The sequence below is a fragment of the Pseudomonas sp. CFBP 8771 genome, assembly GCF_014841695.1.
Taxonomy (GTDB): domain Bacteria; phylum Pseudomonadota; class Gammaproteobacteria; order Pseudomonadales; family Pseudomonadaceae; genus Aquipseudomonas; species Aquipseudomonas baltica.
In genome coordinates this window covers 41,521-64,956 of sequence record NZ_JACYUJ010000008.1, presented here as the reverse complement: position 1 = coordinate 64,956, position 23,436 = coordinate 41,521, and the positions used below count along the sequence as shown (strand labels likewise).

Annotated in this window: 16 protein-coding genes, 3 tRNA genes and 1 riboswitch; of the genes, 15 read left to right on the top strand and 4 right to left on the bottom strand. The window is 64.0% G+C overall.

The window, feature by feature from the left end; translation table 11 throughout:
• Window positions 1–258: 258 nt before the first annotated feature.
• The 7 genes from IFT80_RS18620 (at window position 259) to astE (ending at window position 7,898) form a co-directional block, all read left to right on the top strand.
• Window positions 259–1,479 carry an aspartate aminotransferase family protein gene (locus tag IFT80_RS18620; protein WP_122795021.1) on the top strand — a complete coding sequence of 407 codons (1,221 nt, stop codon included), beginning with the start codon at window positions 259–261 and terminating at the stop codon, window positions 1,477–1,479.
• Between the two features lie 78 nt (window positions 1,480–1,557).
• Window positions 1,558–2,586, top strand: a complete 1,029-nt coding sequence (gene aruF, locus IFT80_RS18615; protein WP_192138069.1) for an arginine/ornithine succinyltransferase subunit alpha — start codon at window positions 1,558–1,560, stop codon at window positions 2,584–2,586.
• Between the two features lie 60 nt (window positions 2,587–2,646).
• Window positions 2,647–3,675, top strand: a complete 1,029-nt coding sequence (gene astA, locus IFT80_RS18610; RefSeq protein WP_122476375.1) for an arginine N-succinyltransferase — start codon at window positions 2,647–2,649, stop codon at window positions 3,673–3,675.
• Window positions 3,672–5,138: a succinylglutamate-semialdehyde dehydrogenase gene (gene astD / locus IFT80_RS18605; protein ID WP_192138068.1), complete on the top strand. Its 1,467-nt coding sequence runs from the start codon at window positions 3,672–3,674 to the stop codon at window positions 5,136–5,138. The genes astA and astD overlap by 4 nt, the downstream gene beginning before the upstream one ends.
• A gap of 49 nt (window positions 5,139–5,187) precedes the next feature.
• On the top strand, window positions 5,188–6,531 hold the full coding sequence (gene astB, locus IFT80_RS18600) for an N-succinylarginine dihydrolase (protein WP_192057893.1): 1,344 nt from the start codon (window positions 5,188–5,190) through the stop codon (window positions 6,529–6,531).
• A gap of 50 nt (window positions 6,532–6,581) precedes the next feature.
• Window positions 6,582–6,872, top strand: coding sequence for a topoisomerase II (locus IFT80_RS18595; RefSeq protein ID WP_192138067.1), 291 nt, complete (start codon window positions 6,582–6,584; stop codon window positions 6,870–6,872).
• 27 nt (window positions 6,873–6,899) lie between these two features.
• A complete protein-coding gene (gene astE, locus IFT80_RS18590) occupies window positions 6,900–7,898 on the top strand; it encodes a succinylglutamate desuccinylase (RefSeq protein ID WP_122476367.1) in 999 nt (332 codons plus the stop codon).
• A gap of 3 nt (window positions 7,899–7,901) precedes the next feature.
• Here astE and IFT80_RS18585 read toward each other — a convergent pair whose 3' ends face one another.
• A complete protein-coding gene (locus IFT80_RS18585; RefSeq protein ID WP_122476365.1) occupies window positions 7,902–8,405 on the bottom strand; it encodes a 6,7-dimethyl-8-ribityllumazine synthase in 504 nt (167 codons plus the stop codon).
• Window positions 8,406–8,510: 105 nt separating this feature from the next.
• A riboswitch (FMN riboswitch) is annotated at window positions 8,511–8,668 on the bottom strand.
• A gap of 138 nt (window positions 8,669–8,806) precedes the next feature.
• On the opposite strand from IFT80_RS18585, the gene ltaE reads away from it, so the two are divergent.
• The 7 genes from ltaE to IFT80_RS18550 all read left to right on the top strand — a co-directional run bounded on the left by ltaE (window position 8,807) and on the right by IFT80_RS18550 (window position 14,713).
• Window positions 8,807–9,811, top strand: coding sequence for a low-specificity L-threonine aldolase (gene ltaE, locus IFT80_RS18580; RefSeq protein ID WP_192052941.1), 1,005 nt, complete (start codon window positions 8,807–8,809; stop codon window positions 9,809–9,811).
• A 145-nt stretch (window positions 9,812–9,956) separates the two neighbouring features.
• A complete protein-coding gene (gene alaS, locus IFT80_RS18575; protein WP_192138066.1) occupies window positions 9,957–12,581 on the top strand; it encodes an alanine--tRNA ligase in 2,625 nt (874 codons plus the stop codon).
• An 86-nt stretch (window positions 12,582–12,667) separates the two neighbouring features.
• Window positions 12,668–13,900, top strand: coding sequence for an aspartate kinase (locus IFT80_RS18570; protein ID WP_122476359.1), 1,233 nt, complete (start codon window positions 12,668–12,670; stop codon window positions 13,898–13,900).
• 135 nt (window positions 13,901–14,035) lie between these two features.
• Entirely contained in the window at window positions 14,036–14,224 is a 189-nt protein-coding gene (gene csrA, locus IFT80_RS18565; RefSeq protein ID WP_122476357.1) for a carbon storage regulator CsrA, read from the top strand.
• Window positions 14,225–14,286: 62 nt separating this feature from the next.
• Window positions 14,287–14,377: transfer RNA gene (locus IFT80_RS18560), tRNA-Ser, on the top strand.
• 106 nt (window positions 14,378–14,483) lie between these two features.
• A tRNA-Arg gene (locus IFT80_RS18555) sits at window positions 14,484–14,560 on the top strand.
• Between the two features lie 76 nt (window positions 14,561–14,636).
• A tRNA-Arg gene (locus IFT80_RS18550) sits at window positions 14,637–14,713 on the top strand.
• Window positions 14,714–14,733: 20 nt separating this feature from the next.
• Here the strand turns inward: IFT80_RS18550 and IFT80_RS18545 are convergent.
• Window positions 14,734–15,153 carry a hypothetical protein gene (locus tag IFT80_RS18545; RefSeq protein WP_192138065.1) on the bottom strand — a complete coding sequence of 140 codons (420 nt, stop codon included), beginning with the start codon at window positions 15,151–15,153 and terminating at the stop codon, window positions 14,734–14,736.
• A gap of 296 nt (window positions 15,154–15,449) precedes the next feature.
• Between IFT80_RS18545 and mgtE the strand changes: the two genes are divergently transcribed.
• Entirely contained in the window at window positions 15,450–16,898 is a 1,449-nt protein-coding gene (gene mgtE, locus IFT80_RS18540; protein WP_192138064.1) for a magnesium transporter, read from the top strand.
• A gap of 78 nt (window positions 16,899–16,976) precedes the next feature.
• Here mgtE and IFT80_RS18535 read toward each other — a convergent pair whose 3' ends face one another.
• Complete coding sequence (locus IFT80_RS18535; RefSeq protein WP_192138063.1) at window positions 16,977–22,289, bottom strand: dermonecrotic toxin domain-containing protein; 5,313 nt, start codon at window positions 22,287–22,289, stop codon at window positions 16,977–16,979.
• Window positions 22,290–22,446: 157 nt separating this feature from the next.
• On the bottom strand, window positions 22,447–23,364 hold the full coding sequence (gene metR / locus IFT80_RS18530) for a transcriptional regulator MetR (protein WP_043193202.1): 918 nt from the start codon (window positions 23,362–23,364) through the stop codon (window positions 22,447–22,449).
• Window positions 23,365–23,436 lie beyond the last annotated feature (72 nt).

Sequence of the window (23,436 nt, the reverse complement as noted above, 5' to 3'; positions counted from 1 at the left end):
ACCGCTCCTACGGGAGTACACGCAGAACCCTTGTGGGAGCGGTCATCGGCCGCGAATGGGTGGTGCGGTCGATCTGACACAACACAGCCGTCAGCGCCTTTCTATCCCTATATGTCGCATTCGCGACAACCCCCGTAGAATGGCGGTTTGGCGCTGTAACAAGTTGTCGCATGGCGGCAATGCCGCGCGTGCACCAGTCCTTACAATCCCCTATCGCTCGCCCATTCTGCGCTGAGCGTTCCTTGACAGGAGACTCCGATGTCCGTTGAGCAAGCCCCCGTGCAACGTGCCGATTTCGACCAGGTAATGGTGCCCAACTATGCACCGGCCGCTTTCATTCCCGTGCGCGGTGCAGGTTCCCGGGTGTGGGATCAGGCTGGTCGCGAGCTCATCGATTTCTCCGGTGGCATCGCCGTCAACGTGCTGGGGCATGCGCACCCGGCATTGGTAGGCGCGCTGACCGAGCAGGCCAACAAGTTGTGGCACGTGTCGAACGTCTTCACCAACGAGCCCACCCTGCGCCTGGCCCGGAAGCTGGTCGATGCCACCTTTGCCGACCGGGTGTTCTTCTGCAACTCCGGCGCGGAAGCCAACGAGGCCGCGTTCAAGCTGGCCCGGCGTGTGGCGCACGACAACTTCGGTCCCGAGAAATACGAGATCGTTTCGGCCCTCAACAGCTTCCACGGCCGCACGCTGTTCACCGTCAGCGTGGGTGGCCAGCCGAAGTACTCCGACGGTTTCGGCCCGAAGATCACCGGCATTCGCCACGTCCCCTACAACGACCTCGAAGCGCTGAAAGCGGCGGTGTCCGACAAGACCTGCGCCGTGGTGCTGGAGCCGGTCCAGGGCGAAGGCGGCGTGGTGCCGGCCGATCCGGCCTACCTGCAAGGCGCTCGCGCGCTGTGCGATCAGTTCAATGCCCTGCTGGTGTTCGACGAAGTGCAAAGCGGCATGGGGCGCAGTGGCGAGCTGTTCAGCTACATGAACTACGGCGTCACCCCGGACATCCTCTCCAGCGCCAAGAGCCTGGGGGGCGGTTTTCCGATCGGCGCGATGCTCACCACCGATGCCCTGGCCAAACACTTCGCGGTCGGCGTGCACGGCACCACCTATGGCGGCAACCCTCTGGCCTGCGCCGTGGCCGAGGCGGTGCTCGACGTGGTCAACACGCCCGAGGTACGAGCCGGCGTCAAGGCGCGGCACCAGCGCTTCAAGACGCGCCTGGAGCAGATCGGCCAGCGCTACGGCGTGTTCAGCGAAGTCCGTGGCCTGGGCCTGCTGATCGGTTGCGCCTTGAGCGACGCCTGGAAAGGCCGCGCCAAGGACTTCTTCAATGCGGCCGAACGGCACGACCTGATGATTCTGCAGGCCGGCCCGGACGTGGTGCGTTTCGCCCCGAGCCTGGTCATCGACGAGGCCGACATCGACGAAGGCCTGGACCGCTTCGAGCGCGCCGTGGCGCACCTGACCCAGGCCTGATCGGCCCGTTCGTGGCGCTGGCTCAAAGCCAGCGCCACCTCTGCAATCGACCCGCTGCAATCGACAAGGAGTGGCACCATGCTGGTAATGCGCCCTGCGCAAATGGCTGACCTGGCCGAGGTTCAGCGCCTGGCTGCCGACAGCCCCATCGGTGTCACTTCGCTGCCCGACGACGCAGGCCGGTTGAGTGACAAGATCGCCAAGTCCGAGGCGTCCTTTGCCGCCGAAGTCAGCTTCAACGGTGAGGAAAGCTATTTCTTCGTTCTTGAAGACCTGGGCACCCAGCGCCTGGTCGGCTGTTCGGCGATCGTCGCCTCCGCCGGCTACTCCGAACCCTTCTACAGCTTTCGCAACGAGACCTTCGTGCACGCCTCGCGCGAGCTGAAGATCCACAACAAGATTCACGTGCTTTCGCAGTGTCATGACCTGACCGGCAACAGCCTGTTGACCAGCTTCTACGTGATGCCCGAACTGGTCGGCAGTATCTGGGCCGAGCTCAACTCGCGGGCACGCCTGCTGTTCATGGCCAACCACCCGGAGCGCTTTGCCGATTCGGTGGTGACCGAGATCGTCGGCTACAGCGACGAACACGGCGACTCACCTTTCTGGGACGCGATCGGACGCAATTTCTTCGATCTCAACTATGCCGAGGCCGAACGCCTGTGCGGCATCAAGAGCCGCACGTTTCTCGCCGAACTGATGCCGCACTACCCGATCTACGTGCCCTTGCTTCCCGACCAGGCGCAAGAGGCCATGGGCCAGGTACACCCGCGTGCGCAGGTGACGTTCGACATTCTGATGCGCGAAGGCTTCGAAACCGATCACTACATCGACATCTTCGACGGTGGACCCACCCTGCATGCCCGGGTATCGGGCATTCGCTCGATCGCCCACAGCCGCGTGGTGCCGGTCAAGCTTGTCGCGGCGTCGGACGAGCGCGGCGGCCCTGGCCGTCCCTACTTGGTTTCCAACGGTCTGCTGCAGGATTACCGCGCGGTGCTGCTGGAGCTCGATTGGGTGCCCGGCAAGCCGGTCGGGCTGGACCTGGCCACCGCCGAGGCGCTGGGTGTGGGCGAGGGCGCCAGCGTGCGTCTGGTTGCAGTTTGATACCTGGTTGAACAGGCCGAGTTCTGCAGGTACCACGCGGTGCCTGCTCGAGGAGAAAGCATGATCGTTCGTCCCGTACGCAGCAGTGACCTGCCGGCGCTGATCGAGTTGGCCCGCAGCACCGGCCCCGGCCTGACCACCTTGCCAGCCAACGAAGAACGGTTGGCGCACCGGGTCGGCTGGGCCGAGAAGACCTTTCGCGGCGAAGCCGGGCGCGGCGATGCCGATTACCTGTTCGTGCTCGAAGACGATGACGGCACGGTCGTGGGCATTTCAGCCATTGCCGGTGCCGTGGGCCAGCGCGAGCCCTGGTACAACTACCGGGTGGGCCTGACCGTGAGCGCCTCGCAGGAGCTGAACATCTATCGCGAGATTCCCACGCTGTTCCTCGCCAACGACCTGACCGGCAATTCGGAACTGTGCTCGCTGTTCCTGCGCGAGGGTCACCGCAAGGGCCTGAACGGGCGCTTGCTGGCCAAGGCGCGGCTGCTGTTCATCGCTCAGTTTCCGCACCTGTTCGGGCGCAAGGTGATCGCCGAGATGCGCGGCATTTCCGATGCCGACGGCCGCTCGCCGTTCTGGGAAAGCCTGGGCCGGCATTTCTTCAAGATGGAATTCAGCCAGGCCGATTACCTGACCGGCGTCGGCAACCGCGCCTTCATCGCTGAATTGATGCCCAAGTTCCCGCTCTACAGCTGCTTCCTGTCCCCGGCTGCGCGCGAGGTCATCGGCAAGGTCCACCCCGATACCGAGCCCGCCCTGGCCATGCTCAAGGCCGAAGGGTTCAGCTACCAGGGCTACGTCGACATCTTCGACGCCGGCCCAGCGGTGGAATGCGAGACCAGCAAGATTCGCGCGGTCCACGACAGCAAGAGTCTGGTTCTGGCCATCGGCACCCCCGGCGACGATGCCCCACCGTTTTTGATCTACAACCGCGAACGCGAAGAGTGCCGCATCACGGCGGCGCCGGCGCGCTTCGCTTCCGGCACGCTGGTGGTCGATCCCTTGACCGCCCGCCGCCTGCAGCTAAGCGCGGGTGACCAGGTGCGCGCGGTACCCATGACCCCGCCCGTTCGGGAGGTGCTTTGATGAATACTTTGTTTATCGACGGCCAATGGCTGCCTGGTGAAGGCGAGTTGCTGACGTCGCTCAATCCAGTGGGCCAGGCTGTGGTCTGGCAGGGGCGCAGTGCCAGTGCCGACCAGGTGGCCCTGGCCGTTCAGGCCGCGCGGCATGCCTTCGTCGGCTGGGCGAGCCAGCCGTTGTCGGCGCGCATTGCCGTATTGCAGGCGTTCGCCGAGCGACTCAAGGCCTGTACCGATGAGCTGGCGCAGTGCATCGGCGAAGAAACCGGAAAGCCCTTGTGGGAAGCGGCCACCGAAGTGACCAGCATGGTCAACAAGGTGGCGATCTCGATCCAGAGCCATGCCGAACGCACCGGCGAGAAGAGCGCACCGCTGGCCGACGCCACGGCGGCCCTGCGGCACAAGCCCCATGGTGTGGTGGCGGTGTTCGGTCCCTACAACTTTCCCGGGCACCTACCCAACGGCCATATCGTGCCAGCATTGCTGGCAGGCAACTGCGTGCTGTTCAAGCCCAGCGAGCTGACGCCCAAGGTGGCTGAACTGACCACGCGCTGCTGGGCCGAAGCCGGGTTGCCGGCGGGCGTGCTCAACCTGCTGCAGGGCGGCCGCGACACGGGCATGGCACTGGCCGCCAATGCCGGGCTCGACGGGTTGTTCTTCACCGGTTCCAGCGCCACGGGCAACCTGCTGCACCAACAATTCGGCGGCCAGCCGGGCAAGATCCTGGCGCTGGAGATGGGCGGCAACAACCCCCTGGTGGTCGAGCAGGTGCAGGACCTCGATGCTGCGGTCTATACCATCATTCAGTCGGCGTTCATTTCTGCCGGTCAACGCTGCACCTGCGCGCGGCGCCTGCTGGTACCCGTCGGCGAGTGGGGGGACCGGCTGCTCGAGCGTCTGGTGCAGGTGTGTGCCACCCTCGAAGTCGGCGAATACGACCGCACCCCAGCGCCTTTCATGGGCTCGGTGATCTCCCTGCCCGCGGCGCAGGCGCTGCTCCAGGCCCAGCAACAGCTGCTGGACAGCGGTGCCGTCAGCCTGTTGAGCATGACCCAGCCCAGGGCCGATGCTGCCTTGCTCACGCCGGGCATTGTCGACGTGACCGGCGCCCATGGGCGTCGCGACGAGGAGCTGTTCGGCCCGTTGCTGCAAGTGGTGCGCTACGTCGACTTCGACGCGGCCATCGCCGAGGCCAATGCCACTCAGTACGGCCTGGCTGCCGGACTGCTGTCGGACTCGGAGGCGCGTTACCGCGAATTCTGGTTGCGCAGCCGAGCCGGAATCGTCAACTGGAACAAGCAACTGACCGGCGCTGCTAGCAGTGCACCGTTCGGCGGCGTCGGCGCGTCCGGCAACCACCGCGCCAGTGCCTACTACGCCGCCGACTATTGCGCCTACCCGGTGGCCTCGCTGGAAACCCCCACACTCGGTTTGCCCGCGACCCTGAGTCCGGGCATCACGCTGTAGGCGGTCGTTGCACCTTTGCGTACAAGAACAGATCCACGGAGCCGAACCGATGAAACCCTGTGAAGTGAATTTCGATGGCCTGGTGGGGCCTACCCACAACTACGGTGGGTTGTCCTACGGCAACGTGGCGTCGCAGAGCAACAGTCAGCAAGGCTCGAATCCGCGCGAAGCGGCGCGTCAGGGCCTGGCCAAGATGAAAGCGCTGATGGAACTGGGCTTCACCCAGGGCGTTCTGGCGCCGCAGGAGCGCCCGGACGTGGCAGCATTGCGCCGCCTGGGCTTCGCCGGCAGCGATGCCGAGGTGATCGCCCAGGCCGCGCGTGATGCGATGCCGTTGCTGGTGGCCAGCTGTTCGGCCTCGAGCATGTGGGTGGCTAACGCGGCCACTGTCAGCCCCAGCGCCGACACGGCCGATGGGCGCGTGCATTTCACCGCGGCCAACCTCAACTGCAAGTTCCACCGCAGCATCGAACACCCCACCACCAGCCGGGTACTGCAGGCGATGTTTGCCGACGCCTCGCACTTCGCCCACCATGAAGCACTGCCTGCCGTCGCCCAGTTCGGCGACGAGGGCGCCGCCAACCATACCCGGCTGTGCCGGGACTATGGCGAGGCTGGCGTGGAGTTTTTCGTCTACGGCCGCAGCGCCTTCGACGCACGAGTGCCCGCGCCGCAGAAATATCCGGCGCGCCAGACTCTGGAAGCGTCCCAGGCCGTGGCTCGGCTGCATGGGTTGAGCGAGCAGGGCGTGGTGTTCGCCCAGCAGAATCCGGCGGTCATCGACCAGGGGGTGTTCCATAACGACGTGATCGCGGTCGGCAACGGCGAGCTGTTGTTCCATCATCAGGACGCCTTCCTCGACAGCGACCGCGTGCTGGCCGAACTGCAAACCAAGCTCGCCGCGCGCGGTGGTCGGCTGCAGGCGATCAGCGTGCCGCGCGCCGACGTTTGCGTGGACGACGCCGTGCGCACCTACCTGTTCAACAGCCAGTTGCTCACCCGCGCCGATGGCAGCATGCTGCTGGTGGTCCCGGAAGAGTGCCGCGCCAACCCGCGGGTCTGGAGCTACCTGGAGCAGCTGACCGGGCAGGGCACAGGCATTGCCGAGGTCAAGGTATTCGACCTCAAGCAAAGCATGCGCAACGGCGGCGGCCCGGCATGTCTGCGCCTGCGCGTGGCGCTCAAGCCCGAGGAGCTGGCGGCGGTCAACCCAGGCGTGATCCTCACACCCGCGCTGCACGACACCCTGAACGACTGGGTCGAACGTCACTATCGCGACCGTCTGGTCGAAGCCGATATGGCCGACCCGCAACTGCTGATCGAATGCCGCGAGGCATTGGACGAGCTGACCCGGATCCTTCGGTTGGGTTCGGTCTATCCTTTCCAGCTCTGATTCAACGAGCTTTGATTTTTTCCAACTCTAAACAGCATCGAGGTACACCTATGTCCGACGCCCTGCGCTTGATTCTCGAAGACACCGACGGCACCCAGCTGGAAACCTCCTGCACGCGCTTCTGCGTGGTCTGGCAGGGCAAGGAAGTCTGGATCCAGCATGACGGCCGCGGCCAGTTGCTGATCGGTGTGGACGTCGAGGAAGGCGACGCCGAATACGCCAACCTGTTGCTGCGCCCGCTGGCGACCAACCTGGTCAGCCTGCAGCTGGAAATGGAGCCGGCCGACGCCGCTGCCGAGGACGAAGACGGCCACGTTCACGGTCCCGACTGCAACCACTAAAACCTCATCCTTCAGGGACGCCGCCCCATGCTCGCTCTTGGCAAACTGCTCGAACTGACCTTGGCCGGCCACGAGCCGACGCAGAAGATCCAGCTGACCACCGGCGGCGTCTGCCTGCGCTGGCTCGGAGAAGGCGCCCTGGAGGTGCGGCCACCTGCCGCAACCGACAGCGGCCTGGACCTGCTGCTGTCGGCCGGTGTGCACGGCAATGAAACCGCGCCCATCGAGCTGCTCGACAGCCTGCTGCAGGCCATCGCCCGGGGCCAGCTGATTCCGCGCGCGCGCATTCTGTTCCTGTTCGGCAACCCCGAAGCCATGCGCCGGGGTGCGCGCTACATCGAGCGCGACGTCAACCGGCTGTTCAACGGCCGGCATGCCGCTGCCAGTGGCAATGAAGCCTTGCGCGCCTGCGAACTGGAACGCCTGGCCACGACCTTCTTCAGCCTGCCGCAACGCACGCGCCTGCATTACGACCTGCACACGGCCATTCGTGGCTCACGGATCGAGCAGTTCGCGCTGTACCCCTGGAAGCAGGGGCGCGAGCACTCCCGTAAAGAGCTGGTACGCCTGCAGGCGGCAGGCATGCGCGCGGTGTTGCTGCAGAACAAGTCCTCCATCACGTTCAGCGCGTTCACCTACGAGCAGCTTGACGCCGAGGCGTTCACCCTGGAACTGGGCAAAGCGAGGCCGTTCGGGCAGAACGCCGAGGTCGATCTGACGCGTCTGGACGCCAGCCTGCGCGAGCTGATCGAAGGCCGCGAGGCGGACCTCGATCAGCCGCTGGTGCAGCTGGAGCTGTTTTCAGTGTCGCGCGAGGTCATCAAGCACACGGACGCCTTCCGCCTGCACCTGGATGACGACATCGAGAATTTCACCGAGCTGGCGCCAGGCTATCTGCTGGCCGAAGACGGCGCCGGGCAGCGCTGGGTTGTAGAAGAGCAGGGCGCGCGGATCATTTTCCCCAACCCCAAGGTTGCCAATGGCCTGCGCGCCGGCATTCTCATCGTGCCGACTCCGCAGGCCTAAGGCTCAGGCGCTTTTCTGCTGCTGCTGCAGGCGACGCAGGGCGCGTACTTTCTGCACGGTATCGGCCACGGTGCGTGCAGCTTCCGCGCCTTTGTGCAGGAAGTGATTGAAGAAGTAGGTGTGGTGCTGTTCGCCGTCATGGAAGTGATGCGGGGTCAGTACCACCGAGAATACCGGCACTTCGGTTTCCAGCTGAACCTGCATCAGCGCGCTGACCACCGTCTGGGCGACGAATTCGTGACGGTAGATACCGCCGTCTACCACCAGGGCAGCGCCGACCACGGCGGCATAGCGCCCGCTCTTGGCCAGCAGTTTGGCGTGCAGCGGAATTTCGAAGGCGCCGCCGACCTCGTAGAAATCGATGTCGGCTTCCTGATAGCCCAGCACGCGCATTTCCTCGACGAAGCCTTTGCGGCTCTGATCGACAATATCCTTGTGCCAGCAAGCCTGGACGAAAGCGATCCGTTCGTGGGTGTGGCTTTTGCTGTCAATTGCAGTGGGTTGCATCGGTTCACTCCTGTTCAAGAAAAAAACAGGGCATGTGGATCGAAGGGGATCTATGGGTACATGCGCATGGCACGGCCCTGCGTTGGCCTTTTGAAGGTGTCGCAATCCCGTTCTCTCTTCATCCGGACTATGACCGTCGGCCCCGGGATCACACCGGGTCTGCTGACCTTGCACGCCGTTGCCGGCTTGCAAGCGCTCGCGGGCTCGGCGCATTGCGCGCCATTACCGCCGGTGGGGAGTTGCACCCCGCCCTGAGAACGTTTGCCACCCCAGTGGGTGGCGCAACTTTTGTAACATATTTACGGGCGAGCTGAACAGCGCGTGAGCAAATGTTTCGACAAGGCTTGATTCATGGCCCTGCAATCCGCAGTAATAGAAGCTGACACGAACCCGAGGCCATCATGTCCATCATCGACCTGCGCAGCGATACCGTTACCCAGCCTACTCCCGCCATGCTGGCGGCCATGCACGCGGCGCCCACCGGCGATGATGTCTATGGCGAAGACCCGACCGTCAACCGACTCGAAGCCGAACTGGCAAAACGCCTGGGGTTCGCTGCCGGGCTGTTCGTGCCCAGTGGCACCATGAGCAACCTGCTCGGCCTGATGGCGCACTGCGAGCGTGGCGAGGAATACATCGTCGGCCAGCAGGCCCATACCTACAAGTACGAGGGCGGCGGTGCCGCTGTGCTGGGCTCGATCCAGCCACAACCGCTGGAGTTCCAGGCCGACGGCACGCTGGACCTGGATCAGGTCAGGGCGGCGATCAAGCCCGATGATTTCCACTTTGCCCGCACCCGACTGCTGGCGTTGGAAAACACCATGCAAGGCAAGGTGCTGCCGTTGAGTTACCTGGCCCAGGCCCGCGACTTCACTCGCGAGCATGGGCTGCAACTGCACCTCGATGGCGCCCGGCTATACAACGCGGCGGTCAAGCTTGGAGTCGAGGCCGAGCAGATCACCCGCTATTTCGATTCGGTCTCGGTCTGCCTGTCCAAGGGGCTCGGCGCCCCGGTCGGTTCGGTGCTGTGCGGCAGCCTGGACTTCATCGCCAAGGCACGACGATTGCGCAAGATGGTCGGCGGCGGCATGCGCCAGGCCGGAATCCTCGCCGCCGCCGGCCTGTACGCGCTGGATCATCAGGTGCAGCGCCTGGCCGAGGATCACGCCCACGCCGCGCGTCTGGCCGAGGGTCTGCTGGCGCTGGGTTACACCGTCGAGGCAGTGCAGACCAACATGGTCTATGTACACCTGGATGGCCGCGCCGGCGCGTTCAAGGACTTCGCGGCCACCCGCGGTGTCACCGTGAGTGCCGCGCCACGCCTGCGCATGGTCACTCATCTGGATGTGGATGCGGCGCAGATCGAGCAGGTCATCGACGTATTCGCCGATTTCGCCCGCACCTGAGCGTCCTGCTGTCCAATTGAGTGGGCCAATCGTATAAACACGCTGTACCCCGGCCGCAGGGCCTATATAATGCGGCCCTTTGCCGTCGCATCGCCTGCCGGGCGTGCGCACTGGCCTCTGGCCGCAGCCTGTCGTGGAAGAACCTATGAAAAGCGCAGAAATCCGTGAAGCCTTCCTTCGCTTCTTCGAGGAGCAAGGCCATACCCGAGTCGCCTCCAGCTCCCTGATCCCGGGCAACGACCCGACCCTGCTGTTCACCAACGCGGGGATGAACCAGTTCAAGGACTGCTTCCTGGGCCAGGAAAAGCGGGCCTACACCCGTGCCGTAAGCAGCCAGAAGTGCGTGCGTGCCGGTGGCAAGCACAACGACCTGGAAAACGTCGGCTACACCGCCCGCCACCACACCTTTTTCGAGATGCTCGGCAACTTCAGTTTCGGCGACTATTTCAAGCGCGACGCGATCACCTACGCCTGGACCTTCCTGACCTCCGAACTGTGGCTGAACCTGCCCAAGGAAAAACTCTGGGTCACGGTCTACGCCAGCGATGACGAAGCCTACGATATCTGGACCAAAGAGATCGGCGTGCCGGCCGAGCGCATGGTCCGCATCGGCGACAACAAGGGCGCGCCCTATGCGTCCGACAACTTCTGGACCATGGGCGACACCGGCCCGTGCGGCCCCTGCACCGAGATCTTCTACGATCACGGTGCCGACATCTGGGGTGGCCCACCCGGCTCGCCCGAGGAAGACGGCGACCGCTACATCGAGATCTGGAACAACGTGTTCATGCAGTTCAACCGCACCGCCGATGGGGTGTTGCATCCCTTGCCGGCGCCGTCGGTGGACACCGGCATGGGCCTGGAACGGGTCAGCGCGGTGCTGCAGCATGTCAATTCCAACTATGAAATCGACCTGTTCCAGAGTCTGCTCGACGCATCGGCCAGCGCCATCGGTTGCGCCAACCAGGGCCAGGCGTCACTCAAGGTCGTGGCCGACCATATCCGTTCCTGCGGCTTCCTGATCGCCGACGGCGTACTGCCGTCCAACGAAGGCCGTGGCTACGTGCTGCGCCGCATCATTCGCCGCGCCTGCCGTCACGGCAACAAGCTGGGTGCCCAGGGCAGCTTCTTCTACCAGATCGTCGCTGCACTGGTCGCCGAGATGGGCGATGCCTTCCCCGAACTCAAGGGCCAGCAGGCGCACATCGAACGCGTGCTCAAGGCCGAGGAAGAGCAGTTCGCCAAGACGTTGGAGCAGGGCCTGAAGATTCTCGAGCAGGATCTGGCCGAGCTCAAGGGCAGCGTGGTTCCAGGTGATGTGGTGTTCAAGCTGTACGACACCTACGGCTTCCCGATGGACCTGACCGGCGATATCGCCCGCGAGCGCGAGCTCACTCTGGACGAAGCCGGCTTCGAGCGCGAGATGAACGCCCAGCGCGAACGCGCCCGTTCCGCCAGCTCGTTCGGCATGGACTACAACAGCCTGATCAAGGTCGACGTTCCGACCGTGTTCCTGGGTTACGACGCCACCCACGGCAACGGCAAGGTGGTTGCGCTGTACAAGGACGGTGTCGCCGTCGACGTGCTCAAGGAGGGCGAGGAGGGCGTGGTGATCCTCGACCAGACGCCGTTCTACGGCGAGTCCGGTGGCCAGGTCGGTGACCGTGGCTACCTGCTGGCCGGCGGTTCGCGCTTCGATGTGCGCGACACCACCAAGACCAGCGGCGCCTTCCTGCACCATGGCGTGGCCGTATTGAGCGATCTGGCGGTCGGTGCCGAGGTCAGTGCCGTGGTCGACCAGACCCTGCAACAGGCCACCGGCCTGAACCACTCCGCCACCCACTTGCTGCACGCCGCCCTGCGCCAGGTGCTGGGCGATCACGTACAGCAGAAAGGCTCGCTGGTCGACAGTCAGCGCCTGCGCTTCGACTTCAGCCACTTCGAGTCGATCAAGCCCGAACAGATCAAGGCCCTGGAAGACATCGTCAACGCCGAGATTCGCAAGAACACCCCGGTGCAGACCGAAGAGATGCCGATCGACGAGGCGCGCAAGAAGGGCGCCATGGCCCTGTTCGGCGAGAAGTACGGCGACACCGTGCGCGTGCTGACCATGGGTGGCGACTTCTCGGTGGAGCTGTGCGGGGGCATCCATGCCAAGCGCACCGGTGACATCGGCCTGCTGAAAATCACCAGCGAAGGTGGCGTCGCCTCGGGCGTGCGCCGCATCGAAGCGGTAACCGGCGCGACCGCCTTGAACTACCTGAACCAGGCCGAAGAGCAGCTCAAGGAAGCCGCGCAACTGGTCAAGGGCAGCCGCGACAACCTGATCGACAAGCTGGCGGCCGTGATCGAACGCAACCGCGCCCTGGAAAAGCAGCTGGAACAGTTGCAGGCCAAGGCCGCCAGCGCCGCCGGCGACGACCTTTCTTACTCGGCGGTCGAGGTCAAGGGCGTGAAGGTGCTGGCCGCGCGCATCGACGGTCAGGACGGCAAGGCGCTGCTGGCGCTGGTCGACCAGTTGAAGAACAAGCTGGGCCAGGCCGTCATCCTGCTTGGCGGCGTGCACGACGACAAGGTCGTGCTGGTGTCCGGGGTGACCAAGGAGCTGACGGCCCGGCTCAAGGCCGGCGACCTGATGAAACAGGCCGCGACGGCCGTCGGTGGCAAGGGCGGTGGTCGCCCGGACATGGCTCAGGGTGGCGGCATCGATGCCAGCGCCCTGGACGCTGCGCTGGCCCTGGCCGTGCCTTTCGTCGAACACGCGATCTGATTCAACCCTCGCAGGGCTCGTGCTGTGCACGGCGAGCCCGGTGTTGTATTTAATGGGCGCCCTTCACGGGCTGAGGCGGCTTTGAAATGGCTTTGATCGTACAGAAATTTGGCGGCACCTCGGTTGGCACTGTCGAACGTATCGAACAGGTTGCCGACAAGGTGAAGAAATTCCACGATGCCGGCGATGACCTGGTGGTCGTGCTTTCGGCCATGAGTGGCGAGACTAATCGCCTGATTTCGCTGGCCAAGCAGATCAGCGACCAGCCGGTACCTCGCGAACTGGACGTGATCGTCTCGACCGGCGAGCAGGTGACCATCGCGCTGTTGGCCATGGCGCTGATCAAGCGCGGCGTGGATGCGGTGTCATACACCGGCAACCAGGTGCGCATTCTGACCGACAGCGCGCATAACAAGGCGCGCATCCTGCAGATCGACGACCAGAAGATCCGTGCCGACCTCAAGGCCGGCCGGGTGGTGGTGGTGGCAGGGTTTCAGGGGGTCGACGAAAGCGGCAACATCACCACCTTGGGTCGTGGTGGTTCGGACACCACCGGCGTCGCCCTGGCGGCCGCGCTGAAGGCCGACGAGTGCCAGATCTACACCGACGTCGATGGTGTCTACACCACCGACCCTCGCGTGGTTGCCCAGGCCCGGCGCCTGGACAAGATCACCTTCGAGGAAATGCTCGAAATGGCCAGTCTCGGTTCCAAGGTGCTGCAGATCCGTGCGGTGGAATTCGCCGGCAAGTACAACGTCCCGCTGCGCGTCCTGCACAGCTTCCAGGAGGGTCCGGGTACCCTCATTACCATTGATGAAGAGGAATCCATGGAACAGCCGATCATTTCCGGCATCGCCTTCAACCGCGATGAGGCCAAGCTGACCATCCGTGGCGTGCCAGACACCCCCGGCGTGGCCTTCAAGATCCTCGGCCCGATCAGCGCGGCCAACATCGAAGTCGACATGATCGTGCAGAATGTTTCTCACGATAACACCACCGACTTCACCTTCACCGTGCACCGCAACGACTATCAGGCGGCCCTGGCCGTGCTGGAACAGACCGCCAGCGAGATCGGTGCGCGGCAGGTGGTCGGCGATGCCAAGATCGCCAAGGTGTCGATCGTCGGTGTCGGCATGCGCTCGCACGCCGGCGTCGCCAGCCGCATGTTCGAAGCCCTGGCCAAGGAAAGCATCAACATCCAGATGATCTCCACTTCCGAGATCAAGGTCTCTGTGGTCATTGAGGAAAAGTACCTGGAGCTGGCCGTGCGCGCGCTGCACACGGCCTTCGAACTCGATGCCGCCCGACAGGGTGAGTAACAGGCAGTGAGAGAAGGGCGCGGCTAACCGCGCCCTTCTTTGTTTTCGGGCTATGTCCATGGCTTTCCCACCATGGGTTCGTGCCCTTGTTTGCAGACTGTGTTGTCCCTGAAATGAAAGCGTAAGGAGAAAGGTATGCTGATTCTGACTCGCCGGTGCGCGGAAAGCCTGATCATTGGCGACGGCGAAATCACCATCACGGTGCTTGGAGTGAAAGGTGGCCAGGTACGAATCGGGGTGAATGCACCCAAGGAAGTGGCCGTCCACCGCGAAGAAATCTACCTGCGGATCAAGAAAGAGAAGGACGACGAACCAAGCCATTAATTTTTATCGTTTTTTATGTTTGCAAACGGGGAAGAAGGTGGTTAATATACGCCCCGTGTTGCGGAGAGCTGGCCGAGTGGCCGAAGGCGCTCCCCTGCTAAGGGAGTACACCTCAAAAGGGTGTCGGGGGTTCGAATCCCCCGTTCTCCGCCATTATTTGCGTAGTACGTTGAACCTGGCTTTTTTCGTAAGTTGTTGAAATTACTGAAAAAAGTGCTTTACAAAAGAATTCGACGGCCTATAATGCGCGGCAACAAATGCACTCGTAGCTCAGCTGGATAGAGTACTCGGCTACGAACCGAGCGGTCACAGGTTCGAATCCTGTCGAGTGCACCAATCAAGAAGTTGTTTTCAGCAATGTCTGCAGCTTCTGTTTCAACCAGTGGTAGCCTGGTCCAACAAAATACCACCTGCACTCGTAGCTCAGCTGGATAGAGTACTCGGCTACGAACCGAGCGGTCACAGGTTCGAATCCTGTCGAGTGCACCATACAAGTGAAAAGCCCGCATTTATTGCGGGCTTTTTGCTTTCCGCGTTTTGCGTTTTTTGGACGGTGGCGTCTGCTCCCCGGCCAGATACCTGGGTTTTCGCTTTTTCTTCGAACGGCTGGCTTTTTTCGTTGCCGACTGCGGCGCCGCGGCTGGCGCAGCCAGGGGCGTGCGCGTTCCATCTTCGACGATGGTCACCGGCAGAGGGCGGGGCGCAGCCTTGCGCGCCATGGGTTTTCTTCCGGACGAGGGATTCAGCGCGCGCTGATAGGCCCAGGGCTGGGTTTCGGGGCAGTTCGAGTGGGTGAACGTGATGTGGCCCTGAGGGCCGTGGCAGCGCTGCACCACGGCAGCGTTGGCCGAGTGATGGGCCGCCAAGACCAGCAGCAGAAGAATGGAGGAGGGTATGCGCACCGGTGTTCGTCCTTGGTTGCGGTTCATGTCGTCCTGCAGCCTAGCCACGACTGTCGTTGCACGCATTGTGCTTTGTTTACCGAATGCGTCGTCCCACCCCCGTACTGCGCGAACATCGAGCGTCGCACGCAAGCAGTTGTTTCACCCAGTTTTTTTCACTATGAATCCGTACAAGTTGTGTATGATTGCGCCCGTCAGCCCCGCCGGGGCTTTGGAAAATTTCCATGGACTTACCCAGTAGTTACTCGCTGAAGCTGTATACCAATCAAGAATCGACTGATTGATTCTCCCGGCGTGCCCACTGCTGGGAGTGGAGTTCGCCTATGTCTGAAGTAGAAGCAAAGAAAACGCAAGAAAGCCTGCAGGATCGCCTGGCCCAGGTCGTCGACCTGTTGCAGCGCCAGCGTATCGTCGAAAGTCTGGCTCACCGCCAGGAAGGCCAGCACAACGAGCTGGTCGAGAATCTGGTTCACCGGCAGAACCTGGTCGAGTTGCAGCGCAAGCTCGATGATCTTCACTCCGCCGACGTCGCCTACATACTCGAAGCCTTGCCCCTGGAAGAACGTCTGACGGTCTGGCAGTTGGTCAAGGCCGAGCGTGATGGCGATATTCTTCTGGAAGTGTCCGACTCGGTGCGCGAGACGCTGCTCGCGGACATGGATGACCACGAGATTCTCGCTGCGGCCAAGGAAATGAACGCCGACGAGCTCGCCGACCTGGCCTCCGAACTGCCGCGCGACGTGGTTCACGAGCTCATGGAAACCCTCGACGCACAGCAGCGCGAGCGCGTGCGTTCGGCCCTCAGCTACGAGGACGAACAGGTCGGCGCGCTGATGGACTTCGAGATGGTCACCATCCGCGAAGACGTCAGCCTGGAAGTGGTGCTGCGCTACCTGCGCCGTCTCAAGGAGCTGCCGGGCCACACCGACAAACTGTTCGTGGTCGACTCCGACGGCATTCTCAAGGGCGTACTGCCGATCAAGCGCCTGCTGGTCAACGACCCGGACAAGCAAGTGGCCGATATCATGGCCAGCGACACCGTGAGTTTCCATCCCGATGAAGACGGCTACGAAGCGGCGCAGGCGTTCGAGCGTTACGACCTGATCTCTGCGCCGGTGGTGGACAAGCACGGCAAGCTCATCGGCCGCTTGACCATCGACGTGATGGTCGACCTGATTCGTGAAGAAAGCGAAAGCGAAGCGCTGCGCACCGCCGGTCTGCGCGAGGAAGAGGATATCTTTGCCTCGGTATGGCGTTCGCTGCGCAACCGCTGGTCATGGCTGGCGATCAACCTGATCACGGCGTTCATGGCGTCGCGGGTGATCGGCCTGTTCGAGGGCTCGATCGAGAAGCTGGTGGCCCTGGCGGCGCTGATGCCGATCGTGGCCGGTATCGGCGGCAACTCTGGCAACCAGACCATTACCATGATCGTGCGGGCCATGGCCCTCGACCAGGTCAGTCATGGCAACGGCAACACCAAGCGGCTGATGCGCAAGGAGCTGGGCGTGGCGCTGGTCAACGGCGTGGTCTGGGGCGGTGTGATCGGGGTGGTGGCGTATCTGCTGTATGGCAGCTGGTCGCTGGGCGTGGTGATGACCGCGGCGATGACCCTGAACCTGCTGCTCGCCGCGTTCATGGGGGTGTCTATTCCGATGGCCCTGGCCAGGTTCGGGCGCGATCCGGCGATGGGCGCCAGCGTGATGATCACCGCTGTCACCGACAGCGGCGGGTTCTTCATCTTCCTCGGCCTGGCCACTGTGTTCCTGATGTAGCGTGCTGCAGCGACGTGCCTCGAAAGCCGGTTTTCATTCGCCGCCGAGGGCGTCGCGCAGCGGTTCATGGCAGGCGGTTCACGCCTGCAATCCCCCGAAGAGTTTCACCGCCAGCGGCTTGCCGATGGGCCCGCGCCAGATGCGCTGTGCATCGCTGCCGTGGGCCTCTTGCCAGCGCAAGCCGAGCGTGCGTTGCTCGGCGCGCTTGATGTGCGCCTTGTCGAACTGCTCGAAGGCAGCCCGCTCCCGACGATAGTGAAAGTGCGCGTACCACAGGGGCACGGGCGGCTGGACGCCGATGTCGCGGATGACGTACTCCTGCAGGAAATCAGCCTCATCCCTCGCGCTCGCGATGTCGCGGCGCGTCCCCACCTGTACGATATCGACCTGGCGCTGTTCGACCAGATAGTCCAGATAACCCTCGGTCGGCGTTTGGCTGTTCATGGCCTGACGAATCCGCAATGCCCGGCCTTTGGCTCGGAGCTCTCTGGCGCGGGCGCGCAGGCGTTGAGCAAGTTCGTGCGCCGGTGCCTGCTGTTCGATCGCGTGGGCACGCAGTTCCAGCTGCCGGCCCTGATTGACCATGAGGTCTTCCAGATTCGCGGGCGCCTCCCCTGGCAGCGCATAACGCTGCACCCGCCGTTCATGGGCGGGGGTGGCGTCGAGCCAGGCCTGGCCCTCGGCGATCAGCGCGGGCAGGGGGCGCGATGGAGTGTGCGCCGAACCGTCTGACGGGGCATCTTGCAGGCGCCACTGGCCCGCCACGCGCCGATAGGTTTCGAGCCTGCCGCCCGCACCGGTCAGGGTGAAAATCTGCTCGCCGTCTGCCGCCTGGCCAGCGTCACCGATGAAGAAATCATGCTCGTGGGTTTCGAACACTCGCCGCGTGGCGCGAGTCGCGGGTTTCGCCCGCTGCGCCCCACTGCTCAGTTGCGGCATCGTCCGGTCGGCATGTTCGATCAAGCGATTCAGGGACTGGATCATGCCTTCGAACGAAGCAAGCTCGAAGCGATCCGGACGGTTGCGTACCCACGTGTTCAGCTGGTTGCGGTACTCGACGTAGATCTGCCGTGAACTGCGCAGCACGTTCTGCCTATCCCGCAGCCCGGCGGCGGTTTCCAGCAACTGGAAATGGCTTTCCAGGCCATGATGGAAGCGGTTTCTCATGGCGTGGGTGTCGAGCAGGTGGAACATCTGCGCAATATCACTGGCGTTGGCGGTCTTGTGCGCCAGTTGGGTCAGGTTGGAGGCCCGGGCAATCTCCAGGTCGACTTCGGCCGTGCCCTCGAGCACCTCACGCAGGGGCGCGCGTTGGCTGCGCTGGGTCACGCGTTCGGCCCAGCTGCGCGCCTGCTGCAGGCGCTGTTCCATGAGGCCGAATTGCTCGTCCAGGGCCAGGCGGCTGCGGCGCTGTTCGAGCATCTGCCGTTGTGGCAGATCGAACAGTTCGCCGGCAGGACGGGTTTGATTGAGGGTGTCGGTCAGTTCGGTGATCCAGCGCCTGGCCAGGTTCGCATGGTTGATCCTGCGCCCGGCAACGATATAGGCCACCTCGCTCTGGAACTGCCGGTTGCGCTTGAGAAAGTCGCGCGACACATAGCCCTCATGCTCCTGCAGCAGTCGGTACAGCGCCTCGCCCCGGGCGATGTCACTGGCGCAGGCGGCTTCGGCACTGGCCCGTTGGCGCGGGTCGGCGGCGTGTTCCATGATCAGCGCTTCATTGCGGTTCAGCTGCTCGCGCAGTAGCTTGTTGTGGTGGTCGATGCTGCTGGACAGTTCGAAGTGGCGACGGTACTGGCGATCCACCAGCCAGCGTGGCAGGCGTTCGCGGATGGCGACGGGCCAGAGCGGTTGCAGGCCATCCGCCGCGCGGTGGCCCAGGTAGCCGAGCACGCCACCGCCGCCGGCCAGACCGTTCTCCACCAGTGTGCCGTACAGCGCTCCGTGGGTTTGCCAGCGCCCGGTCGGGTCCAGTGCGATGGGCTGTCGGTAGGTCTTGCCCGTGGTGCCGTGCAGCCGCCAGGTCTGGGGGCTGGCGTGCAGCGTGACCTGGTAGGGCAGGCCGTCGCGCAGGATGAAATCGCCTTTGGCGTGGCGATAGATGCCTCGGTACAGGCCATGGCTGGCGGGCTGCAAGCCACTGAGGTCCAGCGGGAGGGTGTATTGGTAGCCGGCGAATGGGTTGGGCAGGCCGGTCGGGGCGTGCTGGGTCGGGCCGGGGGCGCCTGCACGCCGCGCCAGCATCGACCAGTGGCGATTGCGCGCGAGCATGCGGCCGCCACCAGGTACCGAAACGGCGCCCGGCAGGACGTCCATGGCCGCGTCGATCAGGGCGCAGAGCAAGGCCTCCAGCTGGTTGAGCGCTTCGCCGAACTGGCCGCCACGCAGCGCACCGACCGCTGCATTGGCGGCCGTCCAGGCGTCGAACAAGGCCACGGCAGTGCCTACGAACGGCAGCACGCCGATGGCCATTTTCAGGTAGTTGAAGACATTGCCATGGGCCAGCGCCGCTTGCTGCAAATACAAGGCGTCGTTGCTGCGCCCGCGTCGGCGCTGGGCTTCGACCAGCCGGCCCATGTGCGCGTCGAGCAGATGGCTGGCGAGCGAAGTCGTTGCCGGCCAGGGGCGACCGATGCCGATCAAGCGGTCGAAGCCGCGCAGGCCTGCCTGTTCGATCCGCGCCTTGTGGCTGGCGGTGTTGCCGACGATGGCCCGATCGGCCAGATAGTCGGCCATCTTGCCGTCGAACGTCAGGGCGAACAGGCGCAGACGCGCTTCTTCCAGGCTTGCGAACTCGCGCAGGCAGCGCTGGTCGGGGGCGTCGGGCAAGTACAGCAGGGTCTGGCCACCCTTGCGATCATGAATGAAGATGACCCCGGACAACGTGGTGGGGGAATCGTCGGTATCGCTGCCGCCGGCCATCAGCCGAGCCGGCAGCAGTTGCACGTCACGGCCACCTGCCTGATAGGCCAGAGCGCTGCCGGCGTCGGTGGCAAGCAATGCCAGGGCGATGCCGCTGCGGCTGATACTGCCTTGATGGCGCGCGTACTCGCTTTGCATGTGCAGCATCAGCCGCACCGGTTCGAGCAGGCACTCACGTTGATGGGCCAAGGCGTACGGGGCCTGGTCCGTGCGGCCGAGAAACGCTTGGCGGATCTTGTCTTCGCACGCTTGCGCCACATTCAGGTCGGTGATCGTTCGTCGCAGGTAGTTCAGGTCGATACCTGCCGCCACTCGCACGCATTGTTCGTTATCGGCACCGGTCACCTGCACGCGCATGAAGCCCAGGCGCTGCAACATGTCGGCATCGATATTGTGCTGCGCCAGACGGCCGAGCGGCCACGGTGTGCGCTTGGCATCGGGTGTGGGCACGCTGTGCTGGGGTGTGCCGGGCGCCCCGGAGCCGGCCACCGGGTGCCTGCGATGGACTACCCGGTCAGGGATATCGATCACCACCGCGACGTCCTCGGTCAGGTTGAAATCGCTGCGCAGTCGCTGCTGCAGCAACGCGTCGGCGTACTGGTCCAGGTCCGGCAGATCACGTTCCAATTGACGATTCGACGCGCGTGCGGCGCCGATGTAATCGCTGATCAGCGACTTGAGGCGCAGGCGATCATCGGCCTCCAGGGTTTTCAGCCAAGTGGGCAGGCCGCTTTCCAGGCGGTCACTGAAACCCTCCTGGGTCAGTTGAACATAGGCCCGGTCCCGCGCGGCGTGAGTGGGTACCAGCAGTTGCTCGCAGGTGTGTGTGGTGAGTCGCTGCAAGGCTTCCAGGCGCTGCGCCGAGTGGGTCGCGGCGGGCAGCTTTTCGATGAGCTCGCTGGCCTGCGCCTCGCAGGCGTGCAATTGACCTTGCAGGCCGTAGTCGAAGATATCGCCCGCGACCGGGGACAGCTTCAAGGTGATGGCGTCTGCGCTGCTGTCCAGGCGCAACAACGAACGCTTGAGCTGGGCCAGCGATTGGAAGGCCTGCAGCCCGCCGCCCAGCCCCGGCCAGTACAGCATTACAAAGCCTGTGCCTTCCAGGGCCTGCGGGTGCATGAATGCCGCCACGCCGTGCAGTTCATGGACATGGGTGGTGGTGCCGCTGCCCGTCACGTTCGACATGGACAGGGTCAGGGCGCAGGCAATACCGGCCTCGGCGCCGCGCTTGCTGGCTTGCGGATGCGACACCATGGTGCGCATCAGTTGTACCTGAGCTGTGGTCAACAGACCCAGCGCCTGTTGCACGGCCACTTCGGCGCGCAGACCGTCCAGACGGGCCTGGTAAAGCGCCGAATAGTGAACGTTGGGCAAGTAGCGCAGACGATAGAGGTCCTCCAGCCTTGCAGACTCGAGCAACCCTGCCGCGGCCTGGGCTGCGCGCTGCTGGGTGCCGGTCAGGGTCGTCAGCAATGCTTTCAAGCGCACCCACCCGGGACTGTCTGCGCCTGCGCGAAGCTCATCGCCGAGCAGGTCCAGCATTGCCTGGTGCTGGCGCTTGACCTCGGCCCATCGCTGGCTCTGGGGAATGTCCGGACTCAGGCTGCCGAAGGCTGCAAAATCGTCGCTCGGCTGCGCCGGTTCGGGTGCGTCGAACGAGGCCAGGCGGGCGAATGGCGGTTCGCTGGCCGACAGCATCGCGGCTTCGCCGGGGCTTGCGCTCGAGTTCCGTTCACGGGCGGCGAGGAAGGTGCGTGCCTCTTCCACATAGCGCCTGCCGCAGTCGTCCAGCCATTGCTCGCAGGCGCTGGCCAATTGTGCTGGCGGATAGCTCAGCTCGATCGCGGCATCGGTCTGCTCCGTTGCCCGAGTCCATATCTGCGAGCGGTGTTTCAGCAGATAGGTGTGCAACGCGGGCCGATCAGCGAATGCGATCAGCGCCGGGTCGCCGCAGGGCAGATAGAGCAGCTGCGCCGCAGGCTCGTCGCCGACCTGGGTCAGCAGCAGTGCGCCAGGCGCTTGCAGTCTCGTGCCCTCGGCCCTGTGCAGTGCAAGGGTGTGCACATGGATCGACGCTGTTGCGGCGGTGTTTGTGCCTTCCAGCAAGGTCAGCAGTGGCAGCAGTTGCGCGTTGCTCAGCTGTCCGTGGTAGTAGGCCAGGCCTGCGGCTGCCTGCAGATGGTCGAGGAAGGCCTGCTCGGCTGCAGCGCGGCGCGAGATGGCAGTATGCGCAGCGCGGCCGTTCCAGTAGTCGAGCCAGCGCTGCTGCAGCGCCTGCTCCCGCGCAGGCGCCGCGTTAGGCATCGAGCGGGCATCGCGGGCGCGCGGGGCGCTGCGCAAGAGTGCTTGCAAGCGTGCGCGCGCGCGTTCCCAAAGCAGGGAGCCTTCCTGCAACAGGTGGTCGTGGCGCATCGGATAGATGCGGTATGCGAGCGGGCGAATAGTGAAGGTGTGATTGGCGTCGCGCATGTAACCCGGTTCCTGAGGTCGAGGTGATGACCGGTGCGGTCATCGCGCTCGACATTACGAACCTTGCGCGCCAGGCCAGGGCGCTACTTAGATAGTCCATTGAGGGGATAGTCCACTGAGGGGATGGCCCGCTGAGGGCGTGTCCAGCAGCAGGCGATCAACGTACCGCGCTGACGCCGTCCAGGGTCGAGAACGAGGTGTCCTTGGCCGTGAGGAGAAAGTCGCGCATGTACGGAGCGTCGAGCATATCGGTACGCACGGCCGCGTACAGCGTGGCGAACAGGCCTTTGTCGCCCAGGCGCTTGGCCTTCACATAGCCCCGTGAACTGTACTCGTGCAACGCCCAGTGCGGCATGCCACACACGCCTCTGCCGCTGGCCACCAACTGCATCATCATCACCGTCAGTTCCGAGGTGCGCACTTGCGCCGGCTCGATATCGGCCGGCTCCAGGAAGCGGGTGAAGATGTCCAGTCGATCGCGCTCCACCGGGTAGGTGATGAGTGTTTCACTGGCCAGGTCTTCCGGCACGATGAAGGGCTTGCCCGCCAGCGCGTGCTGGTTGGCCACCGCCAGCATGGCTTCGTAGGTGAACAGCGGCACATAGGTAATGCCGGGCAGTTCCAGCGGGTCCGAGGTGACCACCAGGTCGAGGTCGCCGCGGGCCAGGGCTGGCAGTGGCGCGAAGGCGAAGCCGGAGGCCAGGTCCAGTTCCACTTCCGGCCAGGCATCGCGGAACTGGTCGATGGTCGGCATCAGCCATTGGAAGCAGCTGTGGCATTCGATGGCCATGTGCAGCCGACCCGCCGTGCCACCGGCCAGCCGGGCGATGTCGCGCTCGGCACCCCGTAGCAGTGGCAGCGTGGCATCGGCCAATTGCAGAAGGCGCAGCCCGGCGCTGGTGAAGCGGATCGGCTTGGTCTTGCGCACGAACAGCTGCAGGCCCAGGCGCTCTTCCAGTTCCTTGAATTGATGGGAGAGTGCCGATTGGGTCAGGTGCAGACGCTCGGCGGCTTCCACCAGGCTATCGGCCTCGCGCAGGGCATGCAGGGTTTTCAGGTGACGAATTTCGAGCACCGGGGTCTCCATGAGCAGAACTTGTGATCAACACGAAAAGATTGAGTTTGTCTCATGTTGCCCAGGTTGTCG